The sequence below is a fragment of the Microcystis sp. M061S2 genome, from assembly GCF_020245605.1.
Classification (GTDB): Bacteria; Cyanobacteriota; Cyanobacteriia; order Cyanobacteriales; family Microcystaceae; genus Microcystis.
In genome coordinates this window covers 1-18,234 of record NZ_JADBUP010000032.1, presented here as the reverse complement: position 1 = coordinate 18,234, position 18,234 = coordinate 1, and the positions used below count along the sequence as shown (strand labels likewise).

The window sequence follows — 18,234 nt, the reverse complement described above, 5'->3', positions numbered from 1 at the left end:
AGAATTTCCTTCAGGGTTTTTCTAGATTTTACCCCGGAGCATCATCGCCAGTTCATTGGGAACTGGGGACATGGCCATGGCGACCTCATCGGTAATCCGTCCCTCTTGATAGAGGCTAAACAGGGATTGATTAGTGGTAATCATGCCGTGGTATTCGCCGTCTTTCATTAATTCAACAATTTCGTCATTTTTGCCGCTGCGAATGTAATCCTTGACGGCCTCTGTATTGACGAGAATATCGTAAAAAGCGGTCCGTTTACCGTCGGTGGTGCGACATAAACCCTGCGAGATAATACAAACTAAAGATTCTGCGATCGCCAACCGCGGCGATTCCCGTTCCTCGGCGCTATAAAGAGTTAAAATCCGCTCCAGGGTTTTTACAGCACTGTTGGTGTGCAGGGTTCCCAGGACTAAGTGACCGGTTTGGGCAGCTTTCAGGGCAGTATTAACGGTGGCTTTGTCCCGCATCTCCCCCACCAGAATAATATCTGGGTCTTCCCGCAAACAGGCTTTTAGGGCATTATCGAACTCATGGGTGTGTATTCCCACTTCCCGTTGTTTGATCAAACTGCGACGACTTTGATGGACAAATTCGATCGGGTCTTCGATGGTGATAATATGTTTGGGGTGTTCTTTATTGATGTAATCGATCATGGCTGCTAGGGTGGTGGATTTCCCTGAACCCGTCGGACCGGTGATTAAAATCAATCCCTTCTGCACATCGCACACATCCCGGAAGACAATCGGTAAGCGCAATTGTTCCATAGTGGGGATTTTCATGGGAATCAGACGCAAAACCATCCCCGGACCGCGCAGACTTTCAAAGATATTAATCCGCGCTCTAGCGAATTCGTACTGAGTCGCACCGTCAAATTCTAGGTCTTTTTTAAAGCGAAGGATTTCTTCTTCACCGAGCATTTCGCGTAACCAACTATAAAAAGTGTTGATGTCAATTTCAGGATAGTCGAGAATAATCATGTCGCCACGATCCCGCATCCGGGGTTGTTCTCCAACTCCCAGGTGAACGTCCGAATAACCCCGATCAAAGGCAAACCGAACCAAATGTTCTAAGGTGGGTTGATTGGAGGCGCGACTTTGGGGAGGACGTGAAGGTGAAATTTGACCATTTTGCTGCATATTACGCACATTTTTGGTCGGTGTCGCCACCTGTTGGCTCATTTCTTGATTTATCTCTGGTGCGGTTCCCTTGATTAACTCCGAGGGAGGCATCGGGATGGAGGGAACCGGCAGCGGTTGTAGTGGTCGCGAGGAAAAATTGGGATTTTGACTCATGAGAAATAGGGGTTTTTCCTTTACTATTCCCCGATTGTACTAACATCTCATCCTCAATTTCTCAATTCCTGACAGACGTTAGGTTGAGGAGTAAGGAGCCAGTAGTCTCGGAGTCAGGAGTCAGTATTCTCCGAGTCAGCTTTTTTCTCCCCTCTCGGCTCTCCCCACTTGATAATTCATAATTGATAATTGATAATTTATAATTGATAATTCATAATTCCCACTCTCCTATACCTTTTCAACAGGATTTAGTCCCGAAAATCGTTACAATGGAGGTTGCGGGCTGATGATTTTGACTACTCAAGTTTGAGCGAGTTTGACTTGAAATATAAAAACCAAAAATTATCCTTGTAATTTTAGTTTTTCGTAACGTTTAAAAATATCGTTAGTAATTTTTATAGCAGCTTCACGGTGGCTGGCTAAACACAAAGTATATAAAGCGGCATTCTTAGAATTTTTCATGATAACTGGGTTGCTAACGTAGGGAAAAAGTGTTTTTAATCTTTCTGTATATAAATCTGCTAATCTATCGGCAGAGATTTTGTCACGACTGGCATTAGGTTCTTGATTATCAAACAAATTTAATTGAATATTTTGTGGTGGTTGGTAAATTTGCTCTAGCCAATCTACGTTACCCATTACTTTATTCAACCGTTCTAATGCCTCTGTTTTTGGTTCTTGATCCTTTGGCAAAAGCCGAGTAACGCCCATCAACGAAAAGTTAATAAAAATATCGCAAGCTTTAGTTTCTGCTAATTTGATAATAGTTTCCCAATCTACTTGTAATCCATAGGGATCTAAAAAAACAAAAGCTCGTTGAGTAAATTTTTTCTTGAGCAGTAAATTGGGTATAATATCGTTACATAAAATCTCATTACAGTTACCGCGACAGACATGAATTTCACGGACAGAAAACTCCTCACATAAACGTTCTAAACGTTCGGTGCGTTGAGGGGAAGTATCAATAAACCAGTAACCATCAAATGGTGGTTCTGTTCTCAAAGCACGCAGGGGAGAACCTTCAATATATCGTTGTTCATCTTCCTTCGCTGTTGGTCTCACGGAACCAGCAAAAGCGTCTATATAGTAATAAGCTTTAAGCCAAGGTTTTTTTCTGGGATTCTTGGGAGTTTTTTGATTATTCATGATCACAGAATAAGCATTGAGATACTGAGCGAGTAAATCTAACTTATCCTCAGACCATTTACCAATAATATCTTCGCCTTCTTGCCCTCGTTGACTCATATCGATAACTTTGTTTAGGTCAATGTTAATAAATTATCTTGTTGTTTATTTTTTGAGAGTTTTTTTAGGGAGGAACCTGCTCTGATTGTCCATTTAGCATTGTGTTCGTTCCAAGCCACAGGCATTTCATCCCAAATACGCTCATCAAGCATTCTACCACCAGCTTTGGAATAGTTACCACCCCACTGCTTAAAGAAAAAAGCAACTTTAGATTCTCTGGTTTGAGCCAAAATTTCCCTAACCCAATCTGGCTCTATGGGACGATGTTGATAGCCTGATTCACCGCCAACAATAACCCAATCAATCAGCGATAAATCCAGATTTAGTGGTCCTAAAAGAGGTTCACAGGAAAGAAAACGTACTTTGGCTGGTACTGTTTTTAAAGCCTCAATTCTATGGGTATATTGCTGACTTTCTACAGAGACACCCATCCAGATATTTTCCGACCATTCCAGTTTATCTGCTAAAGTTGCTAGTTTTTGAGGACGCTTAGTCAAAATTTGATAAATATGCCAAGGAGTGTCTCGCATCACCGCAAAGATTTCCTGTAAATAGCCAAAGTCTAAATCTTCATGAAAAAGATCACTCATCGAATTGACGAAAATTCGACTCGGTGTGCGCCATTTTTTCGGCTGTTCTAGTCTTTCTCGATGAATAGTAAAATTAAAACCCGTGGGAAAACTTCCTGGAAAACGCATTGTTATTGCTTCTGCATAGCAATGACGACACCCCGGACTCACCTTTGTACAACCAGTGGTGGGATTCCAAGTTTTATCCGTCCATTCAATACCAGTTTTACTACTTGACATTTTTTTACCAGATACTTCAATATAAGGTTAAACTTTTAACAAAGTATTATAGTACAAATTATCTAAATAGGATCAAAGGCTGACAAAAATTAATGCTACTGCCTGATCTCTCCCGATCTCCCTCAGAGGCTATAGTAACTATAATCACCCCTTTAGACCCTAAAATCGTTACAATGGAAGTTGAGGGCTGATTATTTTGACTACTCATTTCTGTTTGATCGTCAGTCTTAGGAGAGGTAAATACGATGAATAGTCGGCAAACTTCAGTCGAACGGGAAAATTTAGGACAATTTTTGTTAGAAAATCTGCAAGATATTACAGATAAACTCGATCAAATTGTCACCGATTCTGATCGGATAATACTGGATAATTTACTACAAGAAACTAAGATTTTAGTTGAGCAAGTTAAGGATAACTCTAAAACTTATCAAGCAAGAGCCGATATATTTTATCAAATTAATAAATTATGGTTTCAGGTATGGAAACAGTATAGAGATGAGGATTCAGCACTGGAGTTAATCCAATATATAGACCAATTTACTAATCAAATTACTGCCTATAATCAATTATTTATCAGCCTTGCTCAGATCAATGAGGGAAAGACTGGTGAAGAAAAAGCCGATTTAATCAGAGTGGTGGAAGGTTCACGCATTCTCTCGGAAACGATAGATGTGTTTATTGATATGTTTGCCGATTCAGAATTAGAGCAAATTTACCAGGGAGCTAAAAATGCTCTATCGGTTTCTAATCGTACTATAACCGAATATTTCCAAGATACTGACAAATCTTTAGTCACCCAACTGAGAGCTTATAGTAGTTTAATAATTTTCAGAATTCAAGAGCGATTTAATCCTAGTAATGTATCCTCAGAAACTACCTCTCATTCCCTAACAGATGACTTAAGCGATCTTGATCCTTGGACAAGAGACTTAGTGGGGGTTGTTGATTTAGGATCAGAAGACCCAAAAGAATCGTATATTGATTATTTAGTGGAGAAGTATCGGTGAAACGAGTCTTATTCGATAGTGATGTATTGCTAGATGTTTTGGGTAAGCGTGAACCACATTTTCCAGCATCTGTACAAGCATTAAATACAGTTAAAACAGGTAAAACTCAAGGATATATTTATGGTCATGCCGTCACTAATATTTATTATATTTTGTCTAAACAAAACGGAAGGGAAAGCTCAAGAAAGTTGGTTATAATTCTTCTAGAGAATTTGCAAGTTGCTAGGGTGACAGACGCAATAATTAGGCAAGCATTGGCAAGTCAGATGAAAGATTTTGAAGATGCCGTTACCAGTGCCGTTGCTGAATCGGAAAAGCTAGAAATAATCATAACGCGAAACCTAAGAGATTTTGCCGCTTCCCCTGTTCCCGCAATGCTACCAGCCGATTTTTTATCGATTCTTTAACTAATGCTTCGGTAAACGTAAACCATCCGATCGCATAGGGATTAAAATCTGAGTTAAACTGCGTAATTGTTCGGCCGTTCCCATACAAATTAACAGATCCCCGGCCATTAATTCCGTATCTCCAGTCGGTCCCCCAATTAGCGTACCATCAGCGCGACGTATAGCCAAAACTAACGCCCCCGATCGAGATCTTAAATGTGCTTGACTAAGACTTAAACCGACACAGGGACAAGTCCTCGGATCGATTAAAAATTCTTCCATATAAAACGATCGATCGGTTCCGGTTAAAATCCCATCAACAAAATCCATCACCTGCGGTCGTAGGGCCGCGGCCGCTAATCTTCTACCGCCGGTAATATAGGGAGATACTACCGCATCGGCCCCGGCCCGTTGTAATTTTTGTACTGCTTCCTCGGTACTGGCCCTAGCAATGGCGCGGATTTTCGGATTAAGAGTTTTAGCAGACAAAACTGTATATAAATTCTCCGCATCGGAAGTTAAAGCGGCCACAATACAAATAGCGCGTTCGATTCCTGCCATTTGTAAAGATTTATCTAAGGTAGCATCTCCTTGAACAACAATATAATTTAATTCTTTGGCCCGATTTACCTGTAGGGGGTCTGTATCAATAACTACAAAAGGAATATTTTCCGCGTAAAATTCGATCGCCACCTGTCTCCCCGTGCGACCCAAACCACAGATGATATAGTGTTCTGATAGTCGATCGATCAAGCGTTTCTCCTGTCTCTGTTTGAGTCCCTCTTGAAAATAGCCTTGAATTAAAGCTTCGGTCAAGCGATTAACAATATAACCGATGCTGACTACTCCCATGATAATCAAAACCATTGTAAACAGTCGTCCCCGTTCACCTAGGGGATTAATTTCGCCAAAACCGACGGTAGCGAGGGTACTAATCGTCATATAGGCCGAATCTAGCAAAGTCCAACCCTCGATCAGATGATACCAAAGCGTACCCAGCAAAAATACCACGATCAGGGCAAAAATTCCCCCGATTAATTCCTGACGCAGACGACGATATTTATCTTCACTGATAGACAAGCAAAATTCACCCCTAGGACTGTCTAGTAACTTACAATGAAATCAGTTTTTAATCTAAATAACCCGTCCTTCTCAGACGGATTTGATTATAATTTCCCCTATGTCTAATCGCGCAGGAGTTCCCCAGTGAGTCCAGAAACCCTTTTAGAACCAACCCTAGTTGATCCCACTCCCAATTTAAACCCGAATCAACCCTTTGATCGAGATAGTTTTAACAGCTATGTGATGAATACTTATGGTCGTTTTCCCATTGCGATCGCCAAAGGGTTAGGCTGTCTTCTCTGGGATACTTCCGGGAAACAATACCTTGATTTTGTCGCGGGAATTGCCACCTGTACCCTCGGTCACGCGCACCCTGCTTTAATTGAAGTGGTTAGCCAGCAAATCCAAAAACTCCATCATGTCTCGAATTTATACTATATTCCCGAACAAGGGGAACTAGCTAAATGGATTGTCGATCATTCCTGCGCTGATAAAGTTTTTTTCTGTAATTCTGGTGCGGAAGCGAACGAAGCGGCGATTAAATTAGTACGAAAATATGCCCATACGGTGCTAGATTTCCTCGAACAGCCAGTGATTTTAACCGCTCACGCTAGTTTTCACGGTCGGACTTTAGCTACCATCACCGCAACCGGTCAACCGAAGTATCAAAAAGACTTTGAACCCCTGATGCCGGGGTTTGCCTATATTCCCTATAATGATATCGAAGCGGTGGAAAATGCGATCGCTGATCTCGATGAGGGTAATCGTCGGGTGGCTGCGATTATGTTGGAACCGCTGCAGGGTGAAGGGGGAGTTCGTCCAGGGGATATCGAATATTTCCAACGTTTACGGCAAATTTGCGACGAAAATAACATTTTGCTTGTCTTTGATGAAGTACAGGTGGGAGTCGGAAGAACTGGTAAACTCTGGGGTTATGAGAATTTAGGAGTGGAACCGGATATTTTCACTTCTGCTAAGGGTTTAGCGGGTGGTATTCCCATCGGTGCGATGATGTGCAGAAAATTCTGTGATGTGTTTGAACCGGGTAGTCATGCGAGTACCTTTGGAGGTAATCCTTTCGCTTGTGCCTCAGCTTTAACAGTATTACAAACCATTGAACGGGATCATCTTCTCGAAAATGTCCAGCAGCGAGGGGAACAATTACGGGCCCGTTTACGCGTGATTGCTTCTCAATATCCCCATCTATTTGTTGATGTGCGCGGTTGGGGTTTAATTAATGGTCTGGAAATTAATTCAGAAAGTGAGTTAGTTTCATCTACTATTGTTAATGCAGCCTTGACAGAGGGTTTATTAATTGCTCCCGCAGGTCCGAAAGTCCTCCGTTTTGTACCTCCTTTAATTGTCTCGGAAACAGAAGTAGATGAGGCTATGGATAAGCTAGAAGCAGCCATCGCTAAAGTGGTTTAATTTCAGTTATCAGTTATCAGTTATCAGTTATCAGTTATCGGATGTAAGTTTTAAGTTGACAGTTTCCAGTTATGAGTCAATTCTTTTTGAGCTTTCTTCCCTAACTGTCACCTTTTCACTGGACTAGGGGAGGATAAATCTACTGTTGTTCGGGGCAAATAAAATGATCACTTCTGAACCTATTTATTCTCTCCCTAAAACCCCTCCTTTGGAAAATGGTGATCAACTAAGTCGCCAGGAATTTGAGCGTCGTTATCAGAACCTTTCTGAAGTAAAAAAAGCCGAATTAATTGAAGGAATAGTTTATATGTCTTCTCCTGTGCGAGTGCGGAGTCATGGAGAACCTCATTCTGATATTTTAACTTGGTTAGGGGTCTATAAAGCCGCCACAATTGGGGTGATGTCTGCGGATAATACTACTGTGCGTCTGGATGCAGATAATGAAGTACAACCAGATGCTTTACTAAGAATTAAAATTGCTGGACAATCAACTATTAGTGACGATGATTATATCGAAGGTGCGCCGGAATTAATCGTAGAAATCGCCGCTTCTACTGCTTCCTATGATCTCCACAATAAATGGCGAGTTTATCGTCGTAATCAAGTGCAAGAATATCTTGTTTGGCGAGTTTATGAACGTCAATTAGATTGGTTCCGATTAAATGCTGGAGCATATATTAAACTTGAACCCGATAGTCGAGGGATAATTTACTCGCAGGTTTTCCCCGGTCTTTGGTTAGATGTTAATGCTTTATTAGCGGGTAACTTAGGACAGGTTTTGACAGTTTTACAGCAAGGTTTAGCCAGTCAAGAACATCAAGATTTTCTGAAGATATTATCTCAAAAAAAATAATAATTGATATTTAAATTTATGAATTGGCATCCTGACGCTTATCAAGCTTTAATTGCCGAAGATTATCCTCAAGTTGCGGCAATCTACGAGGAACTAATCGATAACAATCCTGAAAATGTTTCTGACTATTGGTACTTGGGAGTTGCCTATCTTCTGCAAAATTTAGCAGCAGAGGCACAGGTGATGTGGCAAAATGTTTTAAGGGAAGGTAATCTGGAAGAAGTTAAGCAATGGCAAGCAGAATTAGAAGCGGTTTTAGACGCAGAAGCGCGACGACAACAAAGAAAAGGTGATCTGGCAGCCGTAGAATATTTTCGCTATCATCTACAGGAAATTGTTCCCAAGTCAATTAATAATTTATTAGCTTTATTCGACTTAGCTTTAGATTTAGAAATATTCGATCCGGGAGAACTACTTAATTATCCTATTCAAGAGAATCTCAGATATAATCCTAATCGAGAATTGCTTTTAAATGTAGTTCTCAAAAGTCTTTTATATCCCCATGAATTAACTTTAGATTTAGCTCAAGCAAGTTTACCTTACCTAGGGGAATTAGCCGATAGTTTTATCCCGCAAGCTTTTCAGATATCAGCACGAGTCACCAACGAGCAACAAAGTCCCGCTTTTGGAGTAGAAATTATTAAACTTTGTCTGCAATTAAGACCAAATGATCTGAGTCTTTTGGAACAATTGGTTAACCTCTATATTTTAGCAGAAGACTTTGATAATTCTTTAATAACTGCCTATCAGTTGCGAGAAATTTGTCTAACCCCAACCCTAAAGTTATACAGTAATTATCTAATTTTGTTAATACTTTTGCGCTGGGGAGTTTGGCAAGAAATTGATCATATCTATCAAGAATATCAGAATTTATTACAGGAATTAACCCGTCGGAAAAATATTACTCTAGAACCGATTATTAAAACTAGCTTTCTCAATGTTTCTAGTCCCCTACCCTACCTAGGCGATCGAGCCTTAGCCAACCGACAATTAACTAATCGCGTCGCCGAAATTTTCCTTGATAATAATAGTTTAAAAACTCCTTTAGTTACAAGCAAAAAAGCTCCAGAAAAACTAACGATTGGTTATCTTGCTAGTACTTTAAAACATCATTCTGTCGGTTGGTTAAGTCGTTGGTTAATTCACCATCATGATCGAGAAAAATTGCAAATAGCCATCTATACTATTAACCAAGAAGAAGATGAAATTACCCGTCAATGGTTCCGGGATAGCCGAGATATTATCCGTCATTTTCCCTACGCTCAAAATCCCCTAGAAGTTGCCCAACAAATTCAACAGGATCAGATAGATATTCTAGTAGATTTAGATAGTTTAACCCATAATCTCACCAATCAGATTATCGCCCTGAAACCCGCAGCAAAACAAGTGACTTGGTTAGGTTGGGATGCTTCTGGATTAGCAACTATAGATTACTATATCGCCGATCCCTACGTTTTACCCCAGCAAGCGGAGGAATATTATCGAGAAAAAATCTATCGTTTACCAGAGACATATTTAGCAGTGGATGGTTTTGAAATCGGCACTCCCAATCTCCGTCGAGAAGATTTAGAAATTCCCCCCGATGCTACCATCTATTTTTCCGTACAAAGTGGCATGAAACGCCATCCTGATACTATTAAACTTCAGATGAAAATTCTCGCACAAGTGCCTAATAGTTATTTTCTGATTAAGGGAGTCGGTAAGACTGAAAAAATTCAAGAATTATTTACTGAAATAGCGATTCGGGAGGGAGTTAATCCCCAAAGATTGCGGTTTTTACCGAGAGATATAGATGAATATACCCATCGCGCTAATTTACGGATTGCCGATGTGGTTTTAGATACCTATCCCTACAATGGCGCTACCACCACCTTAGAAGTTTTATGGCAAGGAATCCCTTTAGTTACACTGGTAGGAGAACAATTTTCCGCCCGCAATAGTTATACTTTTATGATTAATGCTGGTATTGAAGCCGGAATTGGATGGAATGAGGCAGAATATATCGACTGGGGAGTAAAATTAGGACTCGATCGTGCCTTTCGTCAAGACATCAGTCATCAACTGTTAGGAAATCGTGACACAGCCCCCCTCTGGCAAGGGAAAAAATTCGCCCAAAATATGGAAAATGCCTATTTAAAAATCTGGGAGGGAAATTGATAATGAGAAAGTTATTCGCAATCAATAAAGTATCGAATCGGGGCAAGAAAAATTCAGCGTCGGGGAGTTTAAAAAGATTAGAGGATTTAATAGAACTCTTGCCAATTAATTAGGGTTTGCTGAAAAAGTTTGTTGGTGGGGTTAGGAGTCGGTCGTCGGGAGTCAAATGAAAGTGCAAGGATTTTGAGTCCCTCGGATCGATTTCTCAACGTTTGTTTCTGGCACTTTTTTGGCCAAAAAAGTCTCAAAACCGTTTTCTAGTAAGGCTTACAGTAATTTTCAGCAAGCCCTAACTAGAAAGACTTTTAGTCTTTAGATAATATTAGGTCTAGATCTCCTGTTCACCGATTACTGACCTAGTAAATTAACTTGGCACGACTACTTAATTTCTACGGGTTCTAAATTGTCGGCAGGAGTAAAACCAAAGAGACGGGAATAAAAATAAAATTCTGCATCTAATGCTCGTTTTATCGATTCAGCTTGACGAAATCCATGTTGTTCTCCCGCAAAGGGAACGTAAGCGACGGGTAAACCTTTTGCTTTTAAAGCTTCTACCATCATTTCCGCTTGATTGGGTGGAACCACTCGGTCTTCTAAACCTTGGAAAAAGATCACCGGACAAGATAACTGAGCGGTAAAATGAATAGGCGAGCGCTGATAGTAAATTTCCTTTTCTTCGGGATAACGTCCCACCAATTTATCTAAATATCTCGACTCGAATTTATGGGTATCGGTGGCTAAAACCTCTAAATCACTAACTCCGTAATAACTAGCTCCTGCTTTAAAAGTATCATGAAAAGTTAGGGCTGCTAAAGTTGTATAACCCCCGGCGCTGCCTCCAGAAATTGCCAATCTTTCCCCATCGACTAATCCCTGATTAACCAAATATTTTGCCCCGTTGATGCAGTCTTCCACATCGACAATTCCCCAATTTCCCTGCAAACGCTGACGATATTGACGACCATAACCCGTACTACCGCCATAATTGACATCTAGATAGCCAAAGCCGCGACTGGTCCAGTATTGCACCCTTAGACTTAAACTAGAGGTAGCCGCGGCCGTCGGTCCACCGTGACTTTTGACTAAAAGGGGCGGTAATTCGCCATTGGGGGCGGTATAATCGGGGTTTTTCGGGGGATAATACCAAGCATAGGCCGTTAGTCCCTGACTGGTGGGAAAAGCGAGCATTTCCGGAATCGAGAAATAATCGCTAGAAATGGTTAAATTACTGGAAGATTTGAGAATTTCTCTAGTTCCTGTGGCTAAATCCATTGAGACAACCGCCGTTATTTCCCTGAAAGAACCGCCAATAAAAACTATTTTGTTATCGCTAACTTGTAGGGAAGAAATGTTAGTATCAGCAGTAATAATTTCTTGGAATTCTCGATTAACAGTATCGATACTTCCTAAATACCAACGACCATCTTTTGTATAGCTACAAATAATCTGGGATTCCCCGGCGAAGCCGTAGTTAGATAAACCAAAAACCCAATGAGGATAGGCAAATTCAGCCTCGATCCGTTCGAGAACTGCTTCTATTTGTTCATCGTGTTTAAAGCAATAAAAGTTCCAGAAATCATTGCGATCGCTGGTAAAATATAACTGTTGATCGGCAGACCAGCGCGGTTCACATACTGACTCATTTTCACCACCAGCAATGACCCGAATATTACTTAAATAAAGATTATTAATATCCGCCACCCAGAGAAAAGAACTATCCCAGGGCATATTAGGATGATTCCAACTAATCCAAGCTAATCGAGAACCATCGGCAGTTAAGCGAGGAGAGGTATAAAAATCATCGCCAGATACTAAAGTTTTTATTTCTCCCGTATCCACATCGATGCTGACAATACTATTAACTGGTTCTCGATCTTTTTGGCTATGATCTTCACAAATACAGATTAAACGATTGCCAAATTTATCGAGAATTAAATCCGCATAACGACAGGAATTTTCTGGGGTCAGAGGTTGGGGTAAACTATCGGCAGTTTGGCGATAAATTCTTTGGTCGGCAAAATTACAAAAATAGATAATTCCGGCAACAATTAGATAGGAACCTCCCCCGTATTCATGGACACGAGTTCGCACATTAAAAGGTGCTGGGGTGATTTCTGTGGTTGTGCCGTCGGGGTTTAATTTAACTAAAACATTTCGCCCCTTTTCCTGTGGTCTGCCTTCTAACCAATAAATATCTTCTCCATCTAGAGTTACACCGCCAAGACTAATCGATGCTGCCACAATTAGATCGGAAGTAATCGGCGATTTCCAGGAACCGTAAGCTGATATTTGATGAGACATTTTCGACTAAAGCAGTGATCCTAATGGTGAACTAACTTGATCAGAAAGGCTGATAAATTAAGAAAATTTCGAGTAAACAGGACAAAGTAGGGATTGGCTGCATCCCTACCTAACTCTCTGTTTTCCTGCAATCGGAGCGGCGGGATTCGAACCCACGACCCCTACTACCCCAAAGTAGTGCGCTACCAAGCTGCGCTACGCCCCGATATTGAACCTTAACCATCATAGCGATAATCGCAGCATTTTGCAAGCTTTTTTTTTCTTCCTTTCTCCCCCATTCCAGGAATTAGCGGCCAGCTATCTAGCTAATTGGGGAATACGTCCTTTTAATCCCGTCATTAATTGCAGGGCAAACAATTTCAACGGGGGGAAACCGCGCATCATTGCCAATCCTAGACGACGGATGACAACGATGGGCGGCCAGTTATTGGAGAACAGGCGATCAAGAAAATCCGTGAAGCCTAAAATCGCTAAATTCTCCGATCTACGCCATTTTTCGTAGGATTTTAGGGTAGAAAGCGCTCCTATATCTTCTTGCTTTTCCGCTGCTTCCTTTAATACCTGCGCTAAAGCGGCCGCGTCGCGAATGCCTAAATTTAAACCTTGACCACCGACGGGATGACAACAGTGAGCGGCATCACCAATTAAAGCCAGTCGGGGTTTAACATAAGTATCACTCTGCATTAACTGTACGGGAAAGAGAGCGCGGGGGCTAACTAATTCGAGTTTTCCCAGTAATCCCCCCGTATATGCCTCTAATTTCTTGATAAATTCCGCTTCGGGCATTTCTTGCAGTTTTTTCGCTTCCCCATGCGGATTTGTCCAAACGATCTGACAGCGATTACCCTGGAGCGGTAAAATGCCCATCGGACCGGTGGGCCAAAATCTTTCAAAGGCGGTATCGTTGCGATCGAGTTGATGTTTAATGGTGAAAGCGACACAGGATTGCCAATATTTCCAACCTTTGGTTTTAATTTGCGCCCCTTGCCGGATAGCGGATCTAGCTCCATCGGCCCCGATGACTAATTTTGTGGTGATTTTTCGGGTTTGACCGGCTTCTTCCAGGGTGACAGTGGCTGTTTCTCCTCCGTACTCCACTGTTAACACTTTGGCAGGGGATAACCAGTCAATGCGATCGCAATCTTGGCTGGCCTTGTGCAGGGCGGTTAAAATCACTTGATGTTCGCCCACATAGCCTAAATAATCGGTTTTTAGCTCATCGACCACAAAGGGGACAAAAATCGGGTAATCGGCATCAGAAAGGCGAATATGACGAAATTTACCGATACTGGGCGAGATTTTATCCCAGATACCCAAGCCTGTAAAAATCCGGCTGGACATCAACGAGAGGGCATAAGCTTGACGACGGGAGGCGGCCACCTCTAGGGGACGTTCCTCGATCATAGCGATATTTAATCCTGTATTTTTTAAAGCCACCGCTAGGGTGGTTCCGACTATACCGCCCCCGACAATGATTAAATCGTAGCTGTCCCGTCTTAACATATAAATATTTTTCTCAAAGATCATCAGTGACTACACTGATCTATTCTGACACGATTTTCGGGGTTGCTGTCGGGTTTGATGGTCTTCACCCCACCTAGCCATTGAGAGACTTTCAAGGGTTTTGTCCGTGGTTGAGAGTTTCGGGTTAGGGTTAAGTAAGTGTTTTGGCTCTCTGGCAAGAGCGCCTCTCTTAACTAGGAAATCACCATGGAACTTGATCAACGAATAGCCGATTTTTATGACTCCTCTAGTGGACTATGGGAAAGGATTTGGGGCGAACATATGCACCATGGTTACTATGGTCGCGGCGGCAAGATTAAACTCGATCGCCGTCAGGCACAAATTGATTTAATAGAAGAATTATTAACTTGGGGAAATGTCACTGGCGCTAATCAGATTCTTGATGTCGGTTGTGGTATTGGTGGCAGTAGTCTTTATCTGGCCGAAAAATTTCACAGCCAAGCGGTGGGGATTACCCTTTCCCCAGTACAAGCCGCTAGAGCCAGCCAAAGAGCGCAAGAGTTCAATTTAGAAGAACAAGTCAGTTTTTGTGTGGCTGATGCCCTAAAAACCCCTTTTCCTGACGATAATTTTGATCTGGTCTGGTCATTGGAAAGTGGCGAACATATGCCCGATAAAAGGCAATTTCTGCGGGAATGTTATCGGGTTTTGCAGCCCGGGGGGACTTTTTTGATGGCTACTTGGTGTCATCGTCCCACCACTTCCCTGGCCGGTAATTTAACGGAAGGGGAGATTAAACTATTAAACGAGATTTATCGGGTTTATTGTCTCCCCTATGTGATTTCTTTGCCAGAATACGCCGATATTGCCCGTGAAGTTGGCTTTCAAGACCTAAAAACCGATGATTGGTCCCTATCGGTGGCGGCCTTTTGGGATGTGGTGATTGACTCGGCCCTCAGCACAGATGCGATCGCTGGTTTGTTAGCAAGCGGTTACACTACTATCCAAGGGGCCTTATCTTTAGGGTTAATGCGGCGCGGTTACGAGTCGGGTTTAATTCGTTTTGGCCTACTGCAAGGGAAAAAATAAAGGCTGATCTCTCCATTTCTTTTTAACAAAACTTAACAATTATTGGCAAAATTTTGCTTGCTTTTCTGGGGAGATTTTGAGATAATATTTTTAAAAGATTTTATTCATAATGGAAATACTGACAATCATTGAAACTTGCACAGATTCCCATTATAAGAAAAGCATAACGCAAACCGCCGCCTAAGTCAAGCCCTTTCCCATACTTATGGGTGCGAATTTCCAGAAATCAAAAAAAAGGCTTTGGTGGGGGGCAGTGATCAGGTAGAACCGGGGAACGAGATAATCTTCAAGCAAGATTCTGTATTTCTAAAATTCTACACTTAGGTTTTCCTAAAATGGCTCAGGGCAGATTTGAACTGCCGACCTTGGGCTTATGAGTCCCCTGCTCTGACCAACTGAGCTACTAAGCCGTTGTTTACACAGTTATCAATCATAACACATAATCACCCAATTGCACAAGAGCAAAAAAGGGAAGAAAAAATCTTCCCTTTGGGGGTATCTTTAACGTCTGCCTGGCAGGAAAGCGATGGGATTAACTGCGCCCTGGCCGGAGGGGTGAACCTCAAAATGTAGGTGAGGGCCGGTGCTAAAACCGGTGCTACCCATCTGGGCGATTGGCTCGCCTTGCTCAACAGTTTGGCCGCGACGCACCAACAGACGGCTGTTATGGGCATAGAGAGTGGTGCTACCATCGGGGTGACGCAGTTTCACCAGATTGCCATAACCGCCCGAATTCCAACCGGAGGCGATTACTTCACCGGCGGCCGCCGCCACAACTGGTGTACCCACTGGACCGGCGATATCGATGCCGCGATGAGGTCTGCCCCAGCGCCAACCGAAACCGGAGGTTAACACACCTCTAGTGGGCCAGATAAAGCCAGTAAAAATAGGGGTGGGATTAGGTAAATGCTCATCGGGATTAGTGAGGGGAGGAAGGGAAGGTTCTACGGTTTCGCCGACGGGAATTCGTAGGCGGTCATTATATTCTTCCACATTAGTAGGAGCCGAACCGATAATCTGCGGGGGGGTGCTTTGGTTAGAACGCGAACGAATGGCAGTCCATTGGGGATTAGCGGTTATTTGCCGATCCTCGACAGTTTCTGGGGGATTATCGACGGGAATAGCGATACTTTTCTGGGTTTCCGAAAGGTTAGTTTCCCGCAGATTAGCCACCTCTTGGCGCAATCTTTCCCGATAGCTGCCGGTGATATTTTCGGGGAATTCTTCCGTCTCCGTGGTGGCAGTTTCCGGGGGTGGATTTTGTCGATTGCTGGGGTTAAAGGACAACCTAGGACGATCGCCGACCAAGGGGGTAAGATTTTGATTAACTCTAGCGTTGGCAGAGCGGTCGGGAACCACTAGGGTTTGATTGACTTTAATCCGGTTGGGGTTGTCAATGCCGTTTTCCCTGGCTAATTCGGCGGGGGTGATGCCGAGAGCGCGAGCGATCGTGTTTAAGGTATCCCCGGGCCGAACCCGATAAACTTGGTTTTCTGGGGGAACTATGACCCTAGGATTGGGAGCGGCGGGAATTTCAGTCACAGGAGCCGGATTTCGTAGGGCAACGCTGGGAATTTCCGGTCTGCTTGTCAAGGGAGGATTAACGGGAATTGTGGCTATCGGGCGATCACTTTCAGGGGTGGGAACGGGAATCGGGATCACCTGGCCAGTTGGTCGGGGGGATTCTTCGGGAGCAATAACGGGAATCTCGACACCAGTTGGCGAATTATCGGGAACGAGAGCGGTAGTTTCAGTAACGATTACTGTTTCCCCAGAATTGGACTGATGGGGGGTTTCCTCGGTCCGCAAGGCGGCCAAACTTTCTTGGAGACGTTGACGGGTTTGACGGAGACTAGCAGAGGAACTATCCAACTGCTCAGGAGTTGCTGCCGGGGCTGCCGAGGGCAACTGCTCAGGAGTGGGTATTTTTAAAGTTTGTCCGATAATCAAATCGGATTGGGGGGAGAGATTATTGCGGGTAGCGATCGCTGTGGGGGTGGTTTGATAGGTGTCGGCTAAACTCCACAGGGATTCTCCCGGTTTTACCTGATGCTCAACTACTGATGTGGCGATGAATTTGACGGTGGCAAGTGCTTGGGATTGGATTATCTGCGGTTCTTTGAGTTTTTTACCCGCATCCTTGGCTTTTTGGGACAGGTCGATCACTTCCCATGCCAAGGGTAGAGAATTGGCGGCCTGGGCTGATTCTGAGGTGGAGTTGAGAATGCTAGGTACTCCCAGGGAGAGTGCTAATCCCAGCAGAGCAACTGAGTAACGGACTCGGTTAGACTCAGCGGTGCAATTCTGTTCTGGGGTAGCGGATGTGATGGGGGGGTGGATAAAAGTCTCTTTCAAACAGACCTCCTGTGGTGTAAAGAGTTAGCTAGAGCCAGTGGATTAAGCCGATGATTCTAGCTTTCAGCATTAGCCTTGAGGCTAGAGTAGAAGTTAGACAACTTTACTTTTTAGTCAAAATACCTAAAGGTGACTTTTAAGAGAGACTAACTTAGATTTTGCAATCATGCAAGTCTCCCTCTGACCATTAGCACCGGGATCACGGCAAGTTGGTGACATTTTGAATGTCCAGATTGACGATGCTCTATCTCAGTTGTTCCAAGCTGATCAGCATTTTTCGTCTTGCCAATTTTTGCCAGTTTTTTGATAGAAAATTTTTATCGGTTTTGCCGTTTAGAAAGAAATTATTAATCATTCGCTGCTCGCAAGGGGCAACGATGGCTATTGGGGGGGCAATAATTAGGGTCTGCCCAAAAAGTTTTTCGTGGGGTGTGGGGTGTGGGGTGTGGGGTGTGGGGTTTTACCGAGAACAATACGGGGCGTTGATGTCAAAACAAATACAGCCTAACGCCTACCGGCTCTTCATAGAAATTCCCCAAGCTAGAGAAAATTATTGGGATGAGCCTCAAAGATATTATTGATGCGTTACCTGCGGGTTTTTGCACCCGACAAGAGCGGTGATCGTACTATCCTTATAGTTGGTATCCTATAGCGGTATGCACTTGCATGAGGTACAATAGAAGAGGACAATAAATTATAGACCTAGGCAGGAGCCACGACCCGATGAAGCCCTATTCTTTAGACTTGCGACAAAAGATCATCGAGACCTACGAGGAGAATAACCT

The 18,234-nt window shown here is 43.0% G+C and carries 13 protein-coding genes and 2 tRNA genes; 6 read left to right on the top strand and 9 right to left on the bottom strand.

Features of this window, described 5'->3' with window-relative positions:
* Window positions 1–21 precede the first annotated feature (21 nt).
* From IM475_RS06430 to IM475_RS06420, 3 genes are all read right to left on the bottom strand, one after another.
* Complete coding sequence (locus IM475_RS06430) at window positions 22–1,293, bottom strand: type IV pilus twitching motility protein PilT (protein WP_287727037.1); 1,272 nt, start codon at window positions 1,291–1,293, stop codon at window positions 22–24.
* 342 nt (window positions 1,294–1,635) lie between these two features.
* Window positions 1,636–2,538 carry a three-Cys-motif partner protein TcmP gene (locus tag IM475_RS06425; protein ID WP_287659438.1) on the bottom strand — a complete coding sequence of 301 codons (903 nt, stop codon included), beginning with the start codon at window positions 2,536–2,538 and terminating at the stop codon, window positions 1,636–1,638.
* 14 nt (window positions 2,539–2,552) lie between these two features.
* Window positions 2,553–3,347, bottom strand: a complete 795-nt coding sequence (locus IM475_RS06420) for a DUF5131 family protein (protein WP_287659436.1) — start codon at window positions 3,345–3,347, stop codon at window positions 2,553–2,555.
* A 245-nt stretch (window positions 3,348–3,592) separates the two neighbouring features.
* Between IM475_RS06420 and IM475_RS06415 the strand changes: the two genes are divergently transcribed.
* On the top strand, window positions 3,593–4,354 hold the full coding sequence (locus IM475_RS06415) for a hypothetical protein (protein WP_287727036.1): 762 nt from the start codon (window positions 3,593–3,595) through the stop codon (window positions 4,352–4,354).
* Window positions 4,351–4,761 carry a PIN domain-containing protein gene (locus IM475_RS06410; protein WP_287659433.1) on the top strand — a complete coding sequence of 137 codons (411 nt, stop codon included), beginning with the start codon at window positions 4,351–4,353 and terminating at the stop codon, window positions 4,759–4,761. The genes IM475_RS06415 and IM475_RS06410 overlap by 4 nt, the downstream gene beginning before the upstream one ends.
* Here IM475_RS06410 and IM475_RS06405 read toward each other — a convergent pair whose 3' ends face one another.
* Entirely contained in the window at window positions 4,762–5,820 is a 1,059-nt protein-coding gene (locus IM475_RS06405; RefSeq protein ID WP_287659432.1) for a potassium channel family protein, read from the bottom strand. It lies immediately after the preceding gene.
* Between the two features lie 126 nt (window positions 5,821–5,946).
* Here IM475_RS06405 and IM475_RS06400 point away from each other — a divergent pair, with 126 nt between their 5' ends.
* From IM475_RS06400 to IM475_RS06390, 3 genes are all read left to right on the top strand, one after another.
* Entirely contained in the window at window positions 5,947–7,230 is a 1,284-nt protein-coding gene (locus IM475_RS06400; RefSeq protein ID WP_287727035.1) for an aspartate aminotransferase family protein, read from the top strand.
* 163 nt (window positions 7,231–7,393) lie between these two features.
* The gene (locus IM475_RS06395; RefSeq protein ID WP_287727034.1) at window positions 7,394–8,083 is read left to right on the top strand and encodes a Uma2 family endonuclease; all 690 of its coding nucleotides are present in this window, start codon (window positions 7,394–7,396) and stop codon (window positions 8,081–8,083) included.
* Between the two features lie 18 nt (window positions 8,084–8,101).
* The gene (locus IM475_RS06390; RefSeq protein WP_287727033.1) at window positions 8,102–10,240 is read left to right on the top strand and encodes an O-linked N-acetylglucosamine transferase, SPINDLY family protein; all 2,139 of its coding nucleotides are present in this window, start codon (window positions 8,102–8,104) and stop codon (window positions 10,238–10,240) included.
* A gap of 378 nt (window positions 10,241–10,618) precedes the next feature.
* Here the strand turns inward: IM475_RS06390 and IM475_RS06385 are convergent, their stop codons facing one another.
* From IM475_RS06385 to IM475_RS06375, 3 genes are all read right to left on the bottom strand, one after another.
* Entirely contained in the window at window positions 10,619–12,541 is a 1,923-nt protein-coding gene (locus IM475_RS06385; RefSeq protein ID WP_287727032.1) for a S9 family peptidase, read from the bottom strand.
* A gap of 131 nt (window positions 12,542–12,672) precedes the next feature.
* Window positions 12,673–12,746: transfer RNA gene (locus IM475_RS06380), tRNA-Pro, on the bottom strand.
* Between the two features lie 92 nt (window positions 12,747–12,838).
* Window positions 12,839–14,044, bottom strand: a complete 1,206-nt coding sequence (locus IM475_RS06375) for an FAD-dependent hydroxylase (protein WP_287727031.1) — start codon at window positions 14,042–14,044, stop codon at window positions 12,839–12,841.
* 207 nt (window positions 14,045–14,251) lie between these two features.
* Between IM475_RS06375 and IM475_RS06370 the strand changes: the two genes are divergently transcribed.
* Window positions 14,252–15,094, top strand: coding sequence for a methyltransferase domain-containing protein (locus IM475_RS06370; RefSeq protein ID WP_287659422.1), 843 nt, complete (start codon window positions 14,252–14,254; stop codon window positions 15,092–15,094).
* 336 nt (window positions 15,095–15,430) lie between these two features.
* On the opposite strand, the gene IM475_RS06365 is transcribed toward IM475_RS06370, so the two are convergent.
* Window positions 15,431–15,504: transfer RNA gene (locus IM475_RS06365), tRNA-Met, on the bottom strand.
* 91 nt (window positions 15,505–15,595) lie between these two features.
* Window positions 15,596–17,422, bottom strand: coding sequence for a peptidoglycan DD-metalloendopeptidase family protein (locus tag IM475_RS06360; protein WP_287727109.1), 1,827 nt, complete (start codon window positions 17,420–17,422; stop codon window positions 15,596–15,598).
* Between the last annotated feature and the right edge of the window lie 812 nt (window positions 17,423–18,234).